Annotated in this window: 14 protein-coding genes; 5 read left to right on the top strand and 9 right to left on the bottom strand. The window is 46.6% G+C overall.

What is annotated here, in order from left to right; translation table 11 throughout:
• The first annotated feature begins 18 nt into the window (after positions 1-18).
• Positions 19-1,263, top strand: a complete 1,245-nt coding sequence (locus H8698_RS02550; RefSeq protein ID WP_249311046.1) for an FAD-dependent oxidoreductase — start codon at positions 19-21, stop codon at positions 1,261-1,263.
• Between the two features lie 142 nt (positions 1,264-1,405).
• Positions 1,406-4,918: an Ig-like domain-containing protein gene (locus tag H8698_RS02545; RefSeq protein WP_249311045.1), complete on the top strand. Its 3,513-nt coding sequence runs from the start codon at positions 1,406-1,408 to the stop codon at positions 4,916-4,918.
• A gap of 54 nt (positions 4,919-4,972) precedes the next feature.
• Here the strand turns inward: H8698_RS02545 and H8698_RS02540 are convergent, their stop codons facing one another.
• The 5 genes from H8698_RS02540 to H8698_RS02520 all read right to left on the bottom strand — a co-directional run bounded on the left by H8698_RS02540 (position 4,973) and on the right by H8698_RS02520 (position 8,825).
• Positions 4,973-5,893, bottom strand: coding sequence for an aldo/keto reductase (locus tag H8698_RS02540; RefSeq protein WP_249311044.1), 921 nt, complete (start codon positions 5,891-5,893; stop codon positions 4,973-4,975).
• Positions 5,894-5,913: 20 nt separating this feature from the next.
• Positions 5,914-6,462 carry an NUDIX hydrolase gene (locus H8698_RS02535; protein ID WP_249311043.1) on the bottom strand — a complete coding sequence of 183 codons (549 nt, stop codon included), beginning with the start codon at positions 6,460-6,462 and terminating at the stop codon, positions 5,914-5,916.
• 12 nt (positions 6,463-6,474) lie between these two features.
• Positions 6,475-7,143 (bottom strand): carboxylesterase family protein, encoded by a 669-nt coding sequence (locus H8698_RS02530; RefSeq protein ID WP_249311042.1) that lies wholly within the window; start codon positions 7,141-7,143, stop codon positions 6,475-6,477.
• A gap of 138 nt (positions 7,144-7,281) precedes the next feature.
• Entirely contained in the window at positions 7,282-8,232 is a 951-nt protein-coding gene (locus H8698_RS02525; protein ID WP_177677935.1) for an L-lactate dehydrogenase, read from the bottom strand.
• 41 nt (positions 8,233-8,273) lie between these two features.
• Positions 8,274-8,825 carry an ECF transporter S component gene (locus H8698_RS02520; RefSeq protein WP_177677937.1) on the bottom strand — a complete coding sequence of 184 codons (552 nt, stop codon included), beginning with the start codon at positions 8,823-8,825 and terminating at the stop codon, positions 8,274-8,276.
• Between the two features lie 84 nt (positions 8,826-8,909).
• Between H8698_RS02520 and H8698_RS02515 the strand changes: the two genes are divergently transcribed.
• A complete protein-coding gene (locus tag H8698_RS02515) occupies positions 8,910-9,269 on the top strand; it encodes a hypothetical protein (RefSeq protein ID WP_249311041.1) in 360 nt (119 codons plus the stop codon).
• On the opposite strand, the gene mnmA is transcribed toward H8698_RS02515, so the two are convergent.
• The 4 genes from mnmA to H8698_RS02495 form a co-directional block, all read right to left on the bottom strand.
• Positions 9,264-10,340, bottom strand: coding sequence for a tRNA 2-thiouridine(34) synthase MnmA (gene mnmA, locus H8698_RS02510; protein WP_249311040.1), 1,077 nt, complete (start codon positions 10,338-10,340; stop codon positions 9,264-9,266). The two genes, H8698_RS02515 and mnmA, sit on opposite strands and share 6 nt — an antisense overlap.
• The gene (gene nifU / locus H8698_RS02505; RefSeq protein WP_249311039.1) at positions 10,312-10,755 is read right to left on the bottom strand and encodes a Fe-S cluster assembly scaffold protein NifU; all 444 of its coding nucleotides are present in this window, start codon (positions 10,753-10,755) and stop codon (positions 10,312-10,314) included. Before nifU ends, mnmA begins: the two co-directional genes overlap by 29 nt.
• Before the next feature lie 18 nt (positions 10,756-10,773).
• Positions 10,774-11,952, bottom strand: coding sequence for a cysteine desulfurase NifS (gene nifS / locus H8698_RS02500; protein WP_249311038.1), 1,179 nt, complete (start codon positions 11,950-11,952; stop codon positions 10,774-10,776).
• Between the two features lie 95 nt (positions 11,953-12,047).
• Positions 12,048-12,314 (bottom strand): YkuS family protein, encoded by a 267-nt coding sequence (locus H8698_RS02495; RefSeq protein WP_249311037.1) that lies wholly within the window; start codon positions 12,312-12,314, stop codon positions 12,048-12,050.
• A 142-nt stretch (positions 12,315-12,456) separates the two neighbouring features.
• Between H8698_RS02495 and glmM the strand changes: the two genes are divergently transcribed.
• Complete coding sequence (gene glmM, locus H8698_RS02490) at positions 12,457-13,809, top strand: phosphoglucosamine mutase (RefSeq protein ID WP_249311036.1); 1,353 nt, start codon at positions 12,457-12,459, stop codon at positions 13,807-13,809.
• 24 nt (positions 13,810-13,833) lie between these two features.
• Positions 13,834-15,657, top strand: coding sequence for a glutamine--fructose-6-phosphate transaminase (isomerizing) (glmS, locus tag H8698_RS02485; RefSeq protein ID WP_249311035.1), 1,824 nt, complete (start codon positions 13,834-13,836; stop codon positions 15,655-15,657).
• Positions 15,658-15,679: the final 22 nt, after the last annotated feature.

Below are 15,679 nucleotides of genomic sequence, written 5' to 3'. Positions count from 1 at the left end.
AATGGAGAAAAAATTGAAATGGAAAAATATGATGTAATTATTGTAGGAGGCGGATTTTCAGGCACTGCCGCAGCAATTTCCGCCGCCCGAGACGGCTGTTCGGTACTGCTTGTGGAGCAGTCAAACTGTTTAGGCGGCGCGGCACAAATCAATTTAGTAACACCGTTTATGGGCTACCGCACGCAGGGGGATAACCCAATTGTGCTAAGCCGCGGGCTGTTTGAAGAAATTACCGGCCGTGTTGAAAAAGTGAGCGGCTTGCCGGGCAAAAGCAAATTTCACGAGGAATATTTAAAGCTTGTTTTGCAGCGCATGGCGCTGGAGGCCGGAGTATCGCTGCTTTTTAATACAACGTTTGTAAGGTCGAATAAAGAAGGGGGGACAATCCGCTCTTTAGAGTTTGTCAATAAATCGGGAGTGTTTTCAAAAGAGGCGGCCTATTATATTGACGCAACAGGGGATGCCGATGTGGCGTTTTCTGCAGACTGTCCCTTTCATGTAGGCCGTGAAGACGGGCTGTGCCAGCCCATGACGCTGTGTTTCCGTGTGGCAAATGCCGATGTTCAGGCTTATTTTGCAGACAAAGAAAACTTAAACAAAACATATAAAAAGCTTCAGACAGAGGGAAAAATTCGAAATCTCCGTGAGGATGTGCTGACCTTTGAAACACCGGTAAACGGCGTGCTGCACTTTAATTCCACGAGAGTAGTGAAACTGGATCCAACAAACGGCGAGGATATAACCCGTGCAGAGATCGAAGCGCGGGAGCAGGTTTTTGAGCTGTTTGCATTTTTAAAAAAACACGCCTGCGGATTTGAACACGCCCAGCTTCTCTCTACCGCTATTCGTATCGGCACCAGAGAAAGCCGTATGATTGACGGGATATATACCTTGAGCAAAGAAGATATTATGGCTTGCAGAAAATTTCCTGACGGCATTGCTGCCTGCTGTTATGATATGGATATTCACAATCCTGACGGTACAGGAACATATCATTGGTTTTTGCCAAAAGGGGAATACTATACCGTTCCATACCGTTGTTTGCTTCCGCAAAGGGCAGACAACTTATTGGTGGTAGGCAGATGTATTTCCTCAACTCACGAGGCGCAGGCATCTTGCCGTATTATGCCTGTTGTATGCTGCATCGGTGAAGCAGCAGGCACCGCTGTTTCTATAGCAAAAAAGGAGAATATCTTGCCTGCAGCAGTCAATTGTGACGAACTGCGTTCTCAATTAATAAAAAAGGGTGCATTCGTGGGTTAAAAACGCTTTATTCCTCTCGTTTTTAACATATTTTGGATATTTCTTTCTCTTCTCTCTCCGTCCATCGCGTTAAAAACGAGCTTTGTACAGCGGACTACCCACATAGTAGTCCGCTTTTTGTAAACGTAAAGGAGGAAATGAATTGAACAAACTATATATCAGTTTTTTGACGGTCTTTTTCCTATGCGCAGCTGAACTTTTTACCGCAGCTTTTGGAGGGACGGAGCCGCACAATTCTTTAAACACAGTTTGTGAAGAAAGTGACGGCTCTTTTTTTTACCCCTTTGTTCAGTCGGGTGAGGGCACAAGGTGCACCTTGAAAAATGACAAACGGGTGGAGTTTGTGCAGTCGGCCAGTGGAAACAATTCCGGTCTTTTGCAAATGAAAATTGAGGCAGGTTCAGCGGCGGTCTGCAGCGGTGTGAGGGGAATTGTCATGCAGGAGGACAAAAACATGAAAATTCGCGGCGATGTTTGCTATGAAAACTTTGAGCAGCTTGTGAAAAGTAAATGCTTCATCGACGTATTCTTAACGAACCTTGCAGGGTTAAAACTCTATAACGACCCGGAATGTACCGATTATTTCGGTAATGCAGAGGGGGGATTTGTGCATTTGAAGACGGAAACCGATATTGAAGGAAAAAGCCTTTACGACGGAAAATGGCACACCATTGAACTGGCATTTGCTCCGGTTATGCTTCACAGCACAGGAAAGTATGTGGATATGCGGGATGCATCAGTGGATATGTGGTTTCGGCCTTTTGCCGGCAATGCGTTTCAGGCAACTACCGCTTTTTTTCAGCAGTCATATTTAGACGAGTGCACAGAGCGGGGAATAACGCCTTATGTAGATTTTCTCCTTGATAATTTAGAAGGATATTTTTGCGCGGTAAATGGTACGCCCCCTGGCGACTTTGTGCCTGCCAATGTGGAAATCAGCAAAAAAGAAGGGCTGACTTTGGGCGATTCCGTAAATGTGACTTATACGCTTGAAAACTCCCCATCAGCACACAGGGAAAAGGCTGTTGTTTTGGCAGATGGACAGCCTGTGATGGTCGGATATTCGGAAGGTGCGTTTGGCTTTATTGTTACCCGCGCCATGTGGGGGAAACATCTTATTCTAACCCTTGTCAATGCGGAAGATGCATTTTGCGGAGAATATATAGTGCTTGCTGATTTTGGATTTACAACAGGCGGCACGTTTGAAACATATGCCCAAGCTGACCAAAACGGAACGCTTACCTACGGCTTACACGTCTTTGGAGAAACAGCACAGTCGGCTTTAATCGCTGCTTTATATGACGAATCACGTCGTCTGATTGACTTCCGTTTAATGCCTGTTGCGGCTGGCAACGGAACAGAGCGGATTGCAGCGGAGGGTGCGATCAGCCATCCGCGGGCGTCATATGCTGCGGTGTATTATTGGAACGATCTTGAGGAAATAAAGCCTAAGAATAATTTAAAAATGGTTTATTTTCCAAAGGGGGAAGCAAGGACTTCGTTTTATGTGGATGTAAAGGATGGAAACGACCGAAACGACGGCACGGAAAAATTTCCTTTGAAAACCATTGAGGCCGTCCGCGCAATGGTACAGCCTTATCTTGCAACCATGCAGCAGGATATTTATGTCTATATAAAGGGCGGAACCTATCGTCTGCAAGACACAGTCAATTTTTCTGCCGCAGATTCGGGACAAAACGGTTATAACGTCATCTATTCTGCCTGGGGTAATGAAACGCCCGTTATTTCAGGCGGTAGGGAATATGGTGATTTTTCGCTGTATGATGAAGAAAAAAATATATACCGCACCTTTGTGGGCAAAGGAATAACGGCAAGGCAGGTATATGTGAACGGAATCCGGGCAATAAGAGCGAGAAATGACGTTGTACGGCAAAACTACATTACAGCAGACGGTAAAGACGGTCCCGGCATTCTAACCAACGCTGAGGTGGATGCAGAAAAAGGCATCTACATCTGTGACGACACCGAGTATGTCAGCTTTCAGAACCAAAGCGACATGGAGGCGGTTTATTATGAGTACTGGACAAACCCTCGCGTCAAAGTAAAAAACATTGCATTAAACGAGGAAGGAAAATGCGTTATCACCATGAATTCCACATCGTGGAAGATGGGAATTTCTTCAAACAACTGCCCGACCACATTTCCAATGTGGTTTGAAAATGCCTATGAGCTGTTAAATGCTGAAGGAGAATGGTATTTAAACAAAACAGATGGATACCTATATTACAAACCCCGCGCCGGCGAAAATCCTAAAACCATGATTGCTTCTGTTCCGATGCTGGAGCGCGCATTTACCATCTCAGGTGACGGCACCGAAACCATGATTCGAAATATTCAGTTCCGCGGTCTGCGTTTTGAGATGTTCACGTGGCTCTGGCCGTCTACAGCGCAAAATTCCTACCGTGACAGTCAGGCAAATCACTTGAGCGGATATGCGGGTGACGGGAGACTTACAGGCAATGTTGAAGATGCCGCAGTAATTGTGGCAGATGCCGAAAACGTAGATTTTATCGATTGCGTCTTCACCAAGCTTGGCGGTGCGGGGATTAATTTTCGTCAAACATTCCGCAATTGCGATTTAATTGGAAATCACATTTACGATATATCTGGCACGGGAATTAATCTTGGCTGTGCAAGCGCTGAAGCACGCAATGTTGAAAAATTTCGAAATCCCACCGATGAAATATATTTCCGCTCGGGCAACAACGTGACAAACAACCTGATTCACGATGTGGGAATTGACTACCGAAGCTGTGTTGGGCTTGGCGTATCCTGGATACGGGACAGCGTTATTTCTCACAACGAAATTTATAATGTGAACTATTCCGGTATGCACATAGGGTGGGGCTGGGATGCATATGCCGACAGCGGGACAGGCATGGTTAACGTGGATATCCGCTTTAATTATATTCACGACACTGCGAAGGATTACCTGTGTGACAGCGGCGGTATCTATACCTTAGGAGCTACAGGCGGCAGTGCGGACAATTATAATCAGATATGCTATAACTATTTTGAAAACATGCGCGGCACACCGGCGGCAATTTATCCGGACGAAGGCTCAACCTACTGGGAAATTGCAAACAACGTGGTGGATACAAGAGAGTGCCCTGCGGTAACAAACAGACGGTATAGAAATGGCCATGAACTGGAATGGCTCGTAATTCATGCAGGCACCATTCAAAACAATTATATTCACGATAATTTTTCTACCACCTCTGCGTGCAGAAAGTTTAATGAAGAAGTCAATATTTTTGAGCCGGCACAAGTTTTTGCGGACGGCAATTTTCCGGATAAGGCTAAAAGCATTATCGAAAACGCCGGACTGGAACCGGAATATGTTGAAAAATTCGGCAGCACACCCCAACGGTTGAAACTTTTAAATAACACTTCTCAGTATCGCCTGCAAACAGGTGAAAACGTTACCTTACAGGCAACGGCAATGGGCAGAAAACTTGAGGAATTTTCGACGGCAAATGAAAATATTACGTTTTATTCCACTAATGAAGCCGTAGCTACCGTTGACCAATTTGGCCGTGTCACTGCTGTGGGCAGCGGCATATGCAATATTCGTGCGTGCTATCTTGATGGTGATTGGTATCGGTTTGTGCAAATTGATATTGTTTGCAGTTAAAACAAACAAAAAAAGAACAGCTTTTTGAACAGCTGTTCTTTTTTTGTTTATCGCTTACGGCAGTTTGTTGCCTGCACTCAAATAAATTTCATACCATTCTTCCCGGGTGAGCTTAATCTCTGTGCCGCGGATACACGATTTCAACCTGCCCTCGTTCATAGTTCCCGTAACCGGCTGGAAACGGGCGGGGTGTCGCAAAAGCCAGGCAATAACCACCGCTGTTTTGTCCGCACCATATTTGTTTGCAATTTTTTCTAAACAGTCGTTTAAAGGTTTAAACTTTTCACAATCAATGAAAGTACCCTCAAAAAATCCATATTGGAAAGGCGACCAGGGCTGAATGGTAATACCGTTTAGCCTGCAATAATCCAACACGCCGCCGTCGCGGTTTACTGCGGGATCAATTTCCATGTTGACGTTTAAGCCGGCTTTTATCATGGTGCAGTTGGTAATGCTCAGCTGAAGCTGGTTTGCCGCAATGGGCATGTCGAGATAGCGGGAAATGAGCTCTACCTGCCCCGGAGACTGGTTCGACACGCCGAAGTGGCGCACTTTTCCGCTTCTCTTAAGCGCCGTGAAAGCTTCGGCAATTTCCTCCGGCTCCATCAGCGCGTCGGGACGGTGAAGCAGCAGAACGTCTAAATAATCGGTTTTCAAACGTTTCAGGCTGCCCTCAACAGACGAAATAATGTGCTCTTTGGAGAAGTCGAACATTTTACCCGGCACAATGCCACACTTAGATTGCAAAAGAATTTTTTCGCGTTTCTCAGCCGTCATGCCATAGCTTTCGGCAAACTGCGATTCGCACTCTCCCCGGCCGTAAATGTCCGCATGGTCGAAAAAGTAAGCCCCCTGCTCAATGGCAGAGTTGATAAACCGCTCCGCCTCCAGTTTTGTAAGGCCGTTAATCCGCATACAGCCCACGGCCAGCGTGGGCACAATCAGGCCCGTTTTTCCAAGCTCAATGTTATACATCTTCGTGTTCCTCCTTAAATTTATGTAATTGCGTTTTGTTTCAGCATTTCAATCTCCTCCGCCACAATGCAGTGGGGAATTTCATTGTTTAACACTTTGCGTTCAAACTCGTTAAACTCCATCCAGCAAACAAGGGCAATTTCCGATTTTTGAAACGAAATATCCTCTGCCTCAATATCCCGCCACAGGGCATATACGTTGCTGATTTGATTGTCGCAAAACGTTCGTCCGTGAAACTCCTTTTCATAAAAAAGCCTGCGCCTGCCGCAAAAAATCAGCTCGTTTTCCTGTGCGCAAATGCCCAGCTCTTCTTTCAGTTCCCGCAAGGCAGAGGACACAAAATTCGACCCGGCAGGAATGTGCCCAGCGCTGGAAATGTCAAAGCAGCCGGGGTGAGAATCTTTCGTTTCACACCGTTTCTGCAAAAGCACCTGAACTGCTTTGCCCCGGCGGCGCAGCATCCACACGTGAGAGGTTCTGTGCAAAATCCCTTTTTCATGGGCAACAGTTCGTTCCACAGTTTCTCCTGTCGGGTTCCCGTTTTCGTCTGATACATCTAAAAATTCCATAAAACAGCTCCCTCAGCCAAATTGTTTGCCCTCGCAGCATTTTACCTCAGGCGTTTGGACGTTATCTTTTTGTTGTGCTAAAAGCCAGGAAAAAACCTCAGGAGTTTCATAGGTTTCATTCCACGAGTCATGGCCGGTTTCAGGATAAACTGTAAGGCGCGCACAGCCGCCATTTTTGTTCACCGCGTCTACCATCTTTTTGCTTTCCTCGCAAAAAACAGTGTCGTCTTTTGCACCATGAAACGCCCAAACCGGCACGTCTTTCAGCCTGCCGGCGTTCCAATACATTCCGCCGCCGCAAATGGGCACAGCCGCAGCAAACACTTCAGGCAGGGAAGTGGCAAGCTGCCAGGTTGCATATGCCCCCATGCTGGCGCCCATTAAATAAATCCGAGAGGCATCGGTGAAGTTTAACCCGGCTATGTACTGCGAAAACCTGCGCAGCTGTTCGAACAAATCGAACCAAGTGTCTAAATGGCACTGGGGGCCAAACACCACAAAAGGAAACGATTCATATGTGTTTAAGTGATGGTAAAAAGGGTTATCAGAAAGCAGATTTAAATCGCTGCCGCGGGAGCCTGCGCCGTGCAGGTGCAAAATCACCGGATATTGTTTTGTTTCATCAAACTCTTTGGGTTTGATGAAAATATAGTTTAAGTCTTCAAAGTTCATAAATTCCATTTTTTCACACACCTTTCATTCTGTAATCCCTATTTTATCATGTGCGCGCGATAAAGTCAATCCGGCAAAAACCCGGCATGGCTTTTCGGGCCATGCCGGGTTTTTGTGTCCAAAATTACATTTATTTTATAACAGAGGTTATAAATTTGTTTCTTTATAATACTGCCTTAAAATGTCGCAGGAATTTTGCATTTTAGAAAGCTCCTCGTCGGTAAGCTCTAAAGTGAGCTGTCCTAAAACGCCATTTCTGCCAACAACGCAGGGAACGCCTGCATACACATTGCTCTGGCCGTATTCGCCGTCTAAATAGGAGGACACGGTCAAAATGCTGTTTTCGTTACCAAAAATGGCTTTGGTAATCCGAACTAAGGCCATGCCGATTCCGTAGTAGGTAGACTGCTTTGCCGCAATAATTTCCTGGGCGGCATTTTTCACCTTGGCGCCGATTTCGTCCATGTCGGTCTTTTTAAAGCGGTCGCCATAGTCGTTCACAATCCGCGAAACTGACTTGGTTCCCACCATGGCCTGCGACCAGGGAACAAACTCGCTCTCGCCGTGCTCACCGATTACATAGGCGTGAACGTTTTTGGGGTCAATATTAAAATATTCTCCCAGCAAAAAGCGCAGCCTTGCGGTATCCAGCGTGGTTCCTGTACCGATAACGCGGTGACTGTCGAACCCGGAAAGGGTTTTCACTACGTGGGTCATCACGTCCACCGGGTTGGTGGCTACCAAAAAGATGCCCGAAAAACCGGAAGCCACAACCGGGTCTACAATGGATTTAAACACTGCGGTGTTCCGCTGGAGCAGCGCAGGCCGATCTTCGCCCGGCTTTTGCGACACGCCGGCACAGATTACAACAATGTCTGCATCCTTGCAGGTGTCGTAGTCCGCTTCATAAATACGCATGTTGGCGCCGGAAAATGCTAAACCGTGGTTTAAATCCATGGCCTCACCGCGAGCCTTGTCGCGGTTTACGTCAATCAGTGCAAGCTCGTTGCACACGTTCTGGTTCAAAAGGGCATAGGCAAAGCTCATGCCCACAAACCCTGTGCCAATTAAAACAACTTTTTGTTTCTCGTCCCTCATAAATAACCTCCGATAAATTTATTTCAGAATAAATAAAATTTCTATTGCTTCAGCGACTTGTAATTCACCGTGCCGGATATGAGCCTTGCCGATTTTAATGCGCCCAAAATCACTAAGGACACCGCAAAGTCAATGCAGTGATGTATAAATGTTCCGCAGCCAATGGACACCACAATGTAAAACAAGGCGCCGCGTGCAGGCGTTACAACAAATGGTAATGATATCAGTCCTACAAGCATTTCGCTTGCAGCGTGAATCAACCCGGTGGCAAGCACAACCAAAAAAATGTTATACTTCTTTTTAATCAGCTGGTAGCCAATTAAGCCAAACACCATGTGCAGAAATGCCCGGGCTGCCACCCAGGGCCCCAGGCCGCAAAAGATGAACCCAACCGCGCTGCCGATGGCCGTGCCGATAACAGCAAAAGGCCCAACGAACATTGCCAAAATTCCGGGAACGTGAGAAGCAAAGGTGGCCGAAAAAATTGGTTCCAGCACAATTTTAAACGGCATGAGCATCGGAATTAAAATTGCAAGGGCCGTAAGTAACGCCGCTATAGCAATATCTTTTGCATTAAATGTTGTTTTATTCATATGTACCCTCCATTTTTGTTTCTTTCACCAAAATCACACTTCCGCCATACTATGTATCAAAAAGAGATTCGGAGGTTACATAGTATGACTGGGAATGTATTTTTTGATGCAGTGGTTATATTTTTAATTGCATATGCAATTATTAATATCTTTTATGAAGTCGGCGAATTTTTTACGAACCGTTTCTCGCGCTACAGGCCGAAAGACTGCATTGTGCTGCCTTTAGAACACGGAGCAGAAAGCCTTGAGTGCGACGTGCGCCTGGCAATGAAACGGAGCTGCGACTTAAGATGTGCGCTGGTGATTGTCGATCTGTCTTTAGACAGCGACGAAAAAATGATTTTGTGGCGTCTAACCGATGAAAGCGACAACGTGGTTGTTTCCCTCCCTGAAGAACTGCCTGACAAAATTAAAACCGCCGAGGCCATTAACGCCACGTTATAGCTTGCCTGAAAACGACTTTATAATGGTTCCGCCGCCGATTAACTCGTCGCTTGAATAAAACACCGCCGCCTGCCCCGGCGTTATGGCCCTGGCGGGCGCGGTGAGACGAACGCAATATCCATTTTCCGTTTTTTCCAGCCGGCAGGGCATATCGGGCGCGCTGTAACGCACCTTGCAAAGACATTCAAACCCATCCGGCGCAGCACAAAAGGGCAGGAAATTACAGTCTTCCACATAAAACCCTTCAGAAAACTCGCTTCCGGCTTCGCCCAGCACTATTGTGTTGTCCTTCGTGTTGATGGAAAGCACAAACATTGGCTTTCCAAAGGCTGTGCCCAGCCCCTTGCGCTGGCCGACGGTGTAGTGAAAAATGCCTTTGTGGGTTCCTAAAATGTTGCCGTCTGCATCGGTAAAATTGCCTGGCTGTTCATTTAAGAACTGTTTTAAATAGCGGTTTTTGTCCCCGTCGGGGATAAAGCAAATGTCCTGACTGTCGCGGTTTTTCGCGCTGGCCAGGCCGTACTGCTCAGCCAGCTCCCGCACCTGGGGCTTGGTGTAGCTCCCTAACGGAAACAGTGTTTTTGAAAGGCGTTCTTGTGTTAAGGTGTATAAAAAATAAGTCTGATCCTTTTCCAAGTAAGCCGCTTTTTTTAACGCATAAAGCCCCGTGGCAGGATTTCGTTCCACCCGTGCATAGTGCCCGGTGGCAACATGGCTGCACCCGCTTTTTTCTGCAAAATCCAGCATTTTTCCAAACTTAATGGTTCTGTTGCACACAACGCAGGGATTCGGTGTTCTGCCGTTTTTATATTCCTGAACAAAATAGTCCGTAACGTTTTTTTGAAACTCAGCCCGCATGTCTGCCGTGATGTGGGAAATGTTTAACGCGTCTGCTACCTTTTTGGCGTTCTCGGCGTTTGTTCCGTCGTCGTCTTCGGTGAGCCTAAGGGTTACGCCAACAACATCTGCACCGCTTTGTTTTAACAAAAGAGCAGCGACGGACGAATCCACGCCGCCGCTCATTCCTAACATAATGCGCATTTTATTCTCCATGGTGATGGCTGTCAACATGGCACTCGCCGTTGCAGCCCGCACAGCGGATTTCCATGTCCGGCTCAATGCCCTGACGCTTGTAATAGTCCGCTATGGCAGCGTTAATCGCTTCCTCCGCCAAAACAGAGCAGTGCACCTTTGCCGGCGGAAGCCCGTCTAACGCCTCCATCACAGCTTTGTTGGTAAGCTCTAACGCCTCTTTTATAGTTTTTCCTTTCACCATTTCCGTGGCCATTGAGCTGGTGGCAACCGCGGCGCCGCAGCCAAAGGTTTTAAATTTTACGTCTTGAATCACATCATTTTCAATTTTCATGTATATTTTCATAATATCGCCGCACTTGGCGTTGCCCACCTGTCCCACAGCGTTGGCATCGGGAAGTTCTCCAACGTTCCTGGGGTTTGAAAAGTGGTCCATTACTTTTTCACTATACATAGTAAACCGTCCTTTCTGCTATTGCTTGTTTTTCACTTCTTCATATAATGGCGACATATCACGAAGCCTTTGCACAATGCCCGGCAAAAGCGCAATCACCTTGTCGATTTCTTCTTTTGTGTTATAATCCCCAATGGAAATGCGCAGCGAACCGTGTGCCGTTTCATGGGGCAGGCCCAAAGCCAGCAGCACATGTGAGGGGTCTAGCGACCCGCTGGTGCAGGCCGAGCCGGAGGAGGCTGCAATGCCGTTTAAGTCCAGCATTAACAGAAGCGATTCTCCCTCAATGTAGCTGAACGAAAAGTTTACATTTCCTGGAAGCCTGTCGGTTGGGTGGCCGTTTAATTTTACATAAGGAATTTTTTCCATAATATTTTTAATCAAATAATCCCGCAGCATACAAAGCTTTTCCGCCTTTTCGGGAATATTTCGGGTTGCCAAAGCAATTGCCTCGCCCATTCCCACAATGGAGGCCACGTTTTCTGTTCCGGCCCGCCGTGCGCGTTCTTGCGCGCCGCCATGCATAAAGATTTCCGGCCGCACACCGTTTCTCACATAAAGTGCGCCAACACCTTTTGGCCCGCCGAACTTGTGGGCCGACATGGAAAGCATGTCGATGTTCATTTTCTTCACATCAAGCTCCATTGCGCCCACGGCCTGAACCGCGTCGGTGTGGAAGGTAATGTTGTGTTTTTTTGCAATTGCGCCGATTTCAGAAATGGGCTCAATGGTGCCCACCTCGTTGTTGGCTGTCATAATGGTAATTAAAATGGTGTCGGGGCGAATGGCTTCTTCCAGGTCGGTTAAACTGATTTTGCCAAACTCGTCCACTGGTAGATACGTTACAGAAAAGCCTTGCTTTTCCAAATAGTTTAGGGTGTGGAGCACCGCGTGGTGCTCAATGGCAGAGGAAATGATGTGCTTTCCCTTCTTCTCCTTTGCCCGGGCAATGCCCTTAATAGCCCAGTTGTCTGCCTCTGAACCGCAGCCGGTAAAATAGATTTCAGCGGGCTGAGCGCCAATGGCATTGGCCACTTGTATGCGTGCCGCATCAATTGCCGCTTTTGCAGACCTTCCGATACTGTATATAGAGGACGGGTTGCCGTAGTTTTCGGTTAAATACGGCATCATTTTATCCAGAACCTCTTTTTTAAGCGGAGTTGTGGCACTGTTATCAAGATAAATTGATGGTTCCATTTTTAACACTCCTGTAATGGTTAGTTTGTTAAATTTAACTTTATTTCTATTATACACCAAAAAGGTATGGAATTCAACAACAAAATCCACCAAATTTAAAAGAGATTGCCGTAGGCTTTTTGGCGAAGCATGGTTTCTACCTCTTGGGGCGTTTTGCCCCGGGCACAGACCAAAAAAGTGCCTGCTTGCCCCGTGCCTGCTTTTGCCGTCACCTGATTTGGCGTGGGAATGTTAAAAAAGCCTAGGTTTTCGTAAACTGCAGCGTCAAAAACCTGAGAGCTGTCAAGGTCTACAACCTGAAAACCCCGTTTGCTTAAATAACTTTTCATTGCATCTAATCCCTTTTCCACCGCTATTACCATTTCACATTTCTCCTAACCGTAAATTTTTGTTAATTTTAGTATGTACAATTTGAAAAAAAACTTTTACTTTTTGACAAAATTGTGTTAAAATAATAATAACTGTATTAAAATTCTATATACGAGCAATTAAGGAGGTTATCATTTGGGCAGATTATTTGGGACAGACGGTGTGCGCGGCGTTGCCAACACAGAACTCGACGTGGAGCTGGCAATGAAAATAGGAAAAGCTGCGGCGCATGTGCTGACAAAAGAAACCATGCATAAGCCTAAAATATTAATTGGGAAGGACACGCGCATTTCCGGCGATATGCTGGAGGCGGCGCTTTCTGCAGGTCTTTGCAGTTTGGGCGCAGGCGTTATTTCGCTGGGCGTAATTCCCACGCCTGCCGTGGCATATTTAACCAGGAAATACGACGCAGACGCAGGCATTGTCATTTCAGCCTCACACAACTCCGCCGAGTTTAACGGGATAAAAATTTTTAACGGTAACGGATATAAGCTGAGCGACGACATAGAAGACGAAATTGAAGAAATTATTCAAAACGACTGCGCCAGCTTAGACCTCCCCACAGGCGATGCAGTGGGAACCATTTCCAAGTGCGACACCGCTCTTTCAGACTATAAAGCCTTTGTGAAAGAAACCTTAAAGGGTGAAAGCTTAGATGGTCTGAAAATTGCAGTAGACTGCGCCAACGGTGCAAGCTATTTAAGCTCCGTTGAAACGTTGGTTGAGCTGGGGGCAGAGGTTTTTGTAGTGCACAACCACCCCAACGGCACCAATATCAATTTAAAATGCGGCTCAACCCACACCGATAAATTCTGCGAATATGTGAAAAACATTGACGTAGACTTAGGACTTTCTTTTGACGGCGATGCAGACCGGCTTTTGGTGGTGGACGAAAACGGTGCGTTAATTGACGGCGACAAAATTATGCTGATTTGCGCAGACTATATGAAAGAGCACAAAATGCTCTCGAAAGATACGCTGGTAACAACGGTGATGACCAATTTGGGACTGGTGAACGCCGCAAAGGAAAAGGGCATTCAAATTGTGCAGACAAAAGTTGGCGACCGCTATGTGCTGGAGGAAATGTTGGAAAAGGGCTACACCCTAGGAGGAGAGCAGTCTGGCCACATCATCTGTTTAGACTTTAACACCACAGGCGACGGTCTATGCTCTGCGCTGCTGCTGCTTTCAATTTTAAAGAAAACCGGCAAGCGCTTAAGTGAGCTTTCATCTGTGTTTGTGCCGCTTCCACAGGTTATGGTGAATGCCAAGGTTTCCAATGCCAAAAAGGAAACTTACCGGGACGACGACGTAATTATGGAAGCAATCCGCGAGGTAGAGGAGGAGTTTTCCGGAAATGGCCGGGTGCTGATACGCCCGTCTGGAACAGAGCCCTGTGTCCGCGTTATGATTGAGGGGCCGGAGCAGGGAATTATTACCCAAAAAGCAAACTATCTTGCAAAACTCATTGAGGCAAGGCTTGTATAAAATAAGAACTGGAGGTTTTAAATTATGTGCGGAATAGCAGGTTATGTTGGAAAAAACCAGGCAAAACCCTTCCTGCTTTCAGGGTTAGAAAAATTAGAATATAGAGGATACGACTCCGCCGGCATTTGCATTGCAGACGAAACCGGTTTAAAAAGCTGCAAGGCAAAGGGCAGACTGTCTGAGCTGGTGGAAAAATCAAAGAATATGGACTTAAGCGGCACAACGGGAATTGGCCACACCAGGTGGGCGACCCACGGCGCGCCGACGGAATATAACGCGCACCCGCATTTTTCCAATGACGGCAACTTTGCCATTGTACATAACGGAATTATTGAAAACTATCTGGATTTAAAGGCATTTTTAGCTGAAAAAGGTTTTACCTTTGCTTCTGACACCGACACAGAGGTCATTCCCCAGCTCATGCAGTATTACTATAACGGCAACGTGTTCGATACGTTTTTAACCGTTGTTTCAAAGCTTGAGGGCGCTTATGCCTTGGGGCTGGTAAGCACTTATGAGCCAAATACGCTTTACGCAACAAGAAAAGACAGCCCCCTGATTGCAGGGCTGGGAAAGGGTGAAAACTACATTGCGTCGGACATTCCGGCCATTCTTTCCGAAACGAAGGATGTGTATCTTTTAGAACAGGGCGAGTTTGCCATTGTGACAGCGGATGAAATTAAAATTGTGGATCAGGACAAAAACCCCATTGACAAAAAAATATTTGAGGTGAACTGGGACGTTTCCGCCGCGGAAAAAGAGGGCTACGACTTCTTTATGATGAAAGAAATTATGGAACAGCCCAAAGCCATTTTAGACACCATTCACCCCAGAATTAAGGGCAATGAAATTGTGCTTGACGAGCTGTCGTTAGACAAAAGCTATTTTAAAGGCTTAAACAAGGTGCATATCATTGCCTGCGGCAGCGCATATCACGTGGGGCTTGTGGGGAAAAATATCATTGAGGGTATCGCCAGAGTAGACACCCAGGTGGACTTGGCTTCTGAGTTCCGTTACAGAAACCCGGTGATTAACGACGGTGATTTGGCAATTATCATCAGCCAGTCCGGCGAAACGTCCGACACGTTAGCGGCACTGCGGTATGCCAAACAGCACAATGCGAAAATTATCTCCATTGTAAATGTGCGGGGAAGCTCCATTGCCAGAGAGTCTGACGACGTGCTTTACACCAATGCCGGCCCGGAAATTGCCGTTGCTACCACAAAGGCCTACAGTACACAGATGGAAGTGCTGTTCCTGCTGGGACTTTACATTGCAGAAATAAAGGGAAAAATAACCCAAGAGGAACGTGCAGAACTTGTCGATGAGCTGCTGTCTATACCGGAAAAAGTGAAAGGCCAGCTCTCTGATATTGAATATTTAGAAACGTTAGGCAAAAAGTTTAAAGACGTAGAAGACGTGTTCTTCATTGGCCGTGGAATTGACTATTCCATTGCCATGGAAGGCTCGCTGAAACTGAAAGAAATCTCTTACATCCACTCAGAAGCCTATGCGGCCGGGGAATTAAAGCACGGCACCATTTCGCTGATTGAAGACGGCACGCTGGTGGTGGCCTTAGCAACCCAAGACCAGCTGTTTGAAAAAATGCTCAGCAACATTAAAGAGGTTAAGGCAAGGGGCGCTTATGTGATCGGCGTGGCCCAGGAGGGCAACACCGCCATTGAAAAAGAGGCAGATTACGTCATTTATGTGCCGAAAACAAAAGGGTGCTTTGCAGGGGCATTAGAGGTCATTCCGCTTCAGGTGTTTGCATACTTCATTTCCCTGCACAAGGGATTAGATGTTGACAAACCGAGGAACCTTGCAAAATCTGTTACTGTAGAATAAATTTTTTAAGAAGGGGCTATTT

Source organism: Congzhengia minquanensis, assembly GCF_014384785.1.
Lineage (GTDB): Bacteria > Bacillota > Clostridia > UBA1381 > UBA9506 > Congzhengia > Congzhengia minquanensis.
This window is presented reverse-complemented; position numbering and strand designations above follow the sequence as displayed.

What these genes read in the sequence shown, in the direction of transcription:
- H8698_RS02550 (WP_249311046.1), top strand. Translation starts at nt 19, where the DNA reads ATGGAAAAATATGATGTAATTATTGTAGGAGGCGGATTTTCAGGCACT.
- H8698_RS02540 (WP_249311044.1), bottom strand. Translation starts at nt 5,893, where the DNA reads ATGTATAACATTGAGCTTGGAAAAACGGGCCTGATTGTGCCCACGCTG.
- H8698_RS02535 (WP_249311043.1), bottom strand. Translation starts at nt 6,462, where the DNA reads ATGGAATTTTTAGATGTATCAGACGAAAACGGGAACCCGACAGGAGAA.
- H8698_RS02530 (WP_249311042.1), bottom strand. Translation starts at nt 7,143, where the DNA reads ATGGAATTTATGAACTTTGAAGACTTAAACTATATTTTCATCAAACCC.
- H8698_RS02525 (WP_177677935.1), bottom strand. Translation starts at nt 8,232, where the DNA reads ATGAGGGACGAGAAACAAAAAGTTGTTTTAATTGGCACAGGGTTTGTG.
- H8698_RS02520 (WP_177677937.1), bottom strand. Translation starts at nt 8,825, where the DNA reads ATGAATAAAACAACATTTAATGCAAAAGATATTGCTATAGCGGCGTTA.
- H8698_RS02515 (WP_249311041.1), top strand. Translation starts at nt 8,910, where the DNA reads ATGACTGGGAATGTATTTTTTGATGCAGTGGTTATATTTTTAATTGCA.
- mnmA (WP_249311040.1), bottom strand. Translation starts at nt 10,340, where the DNA reads ATGTTGACAGCCATCACCATGGAGAATAAAATGCGCATTATGTTAGGA.
- nifU (WP_249311039.1), bottom strand. Translation starts at nt 10,755, where the DNA reads ATGTATAGTGAAAAAGTAATGGACCACTTTTCAAACCCCAGGAACGTT.
- nifS (WP_249311038.1), bottom strand. Translation starts at nt 11,952, where the DNA reads ATGGAACCATCAATTTATCTTGATAACAGTGCCACAACTCCGCTTAAA.
- H8698_RS02495 (WP_249311037.1), bottom strand. Translation starts at nt 12,314, where the DNA reads ATGGTAATAGCGGTGGAAAAGGGATTAGATGCAATGAAAAGTTATTTA.
- glmS (WP_249311035.1), top strand. Translation starts at nt 13,834, where the DNA reads ATGTGCGGAATAGCAGGTTATGTTGGAAAAAACCAGGCAAAACCCTTC.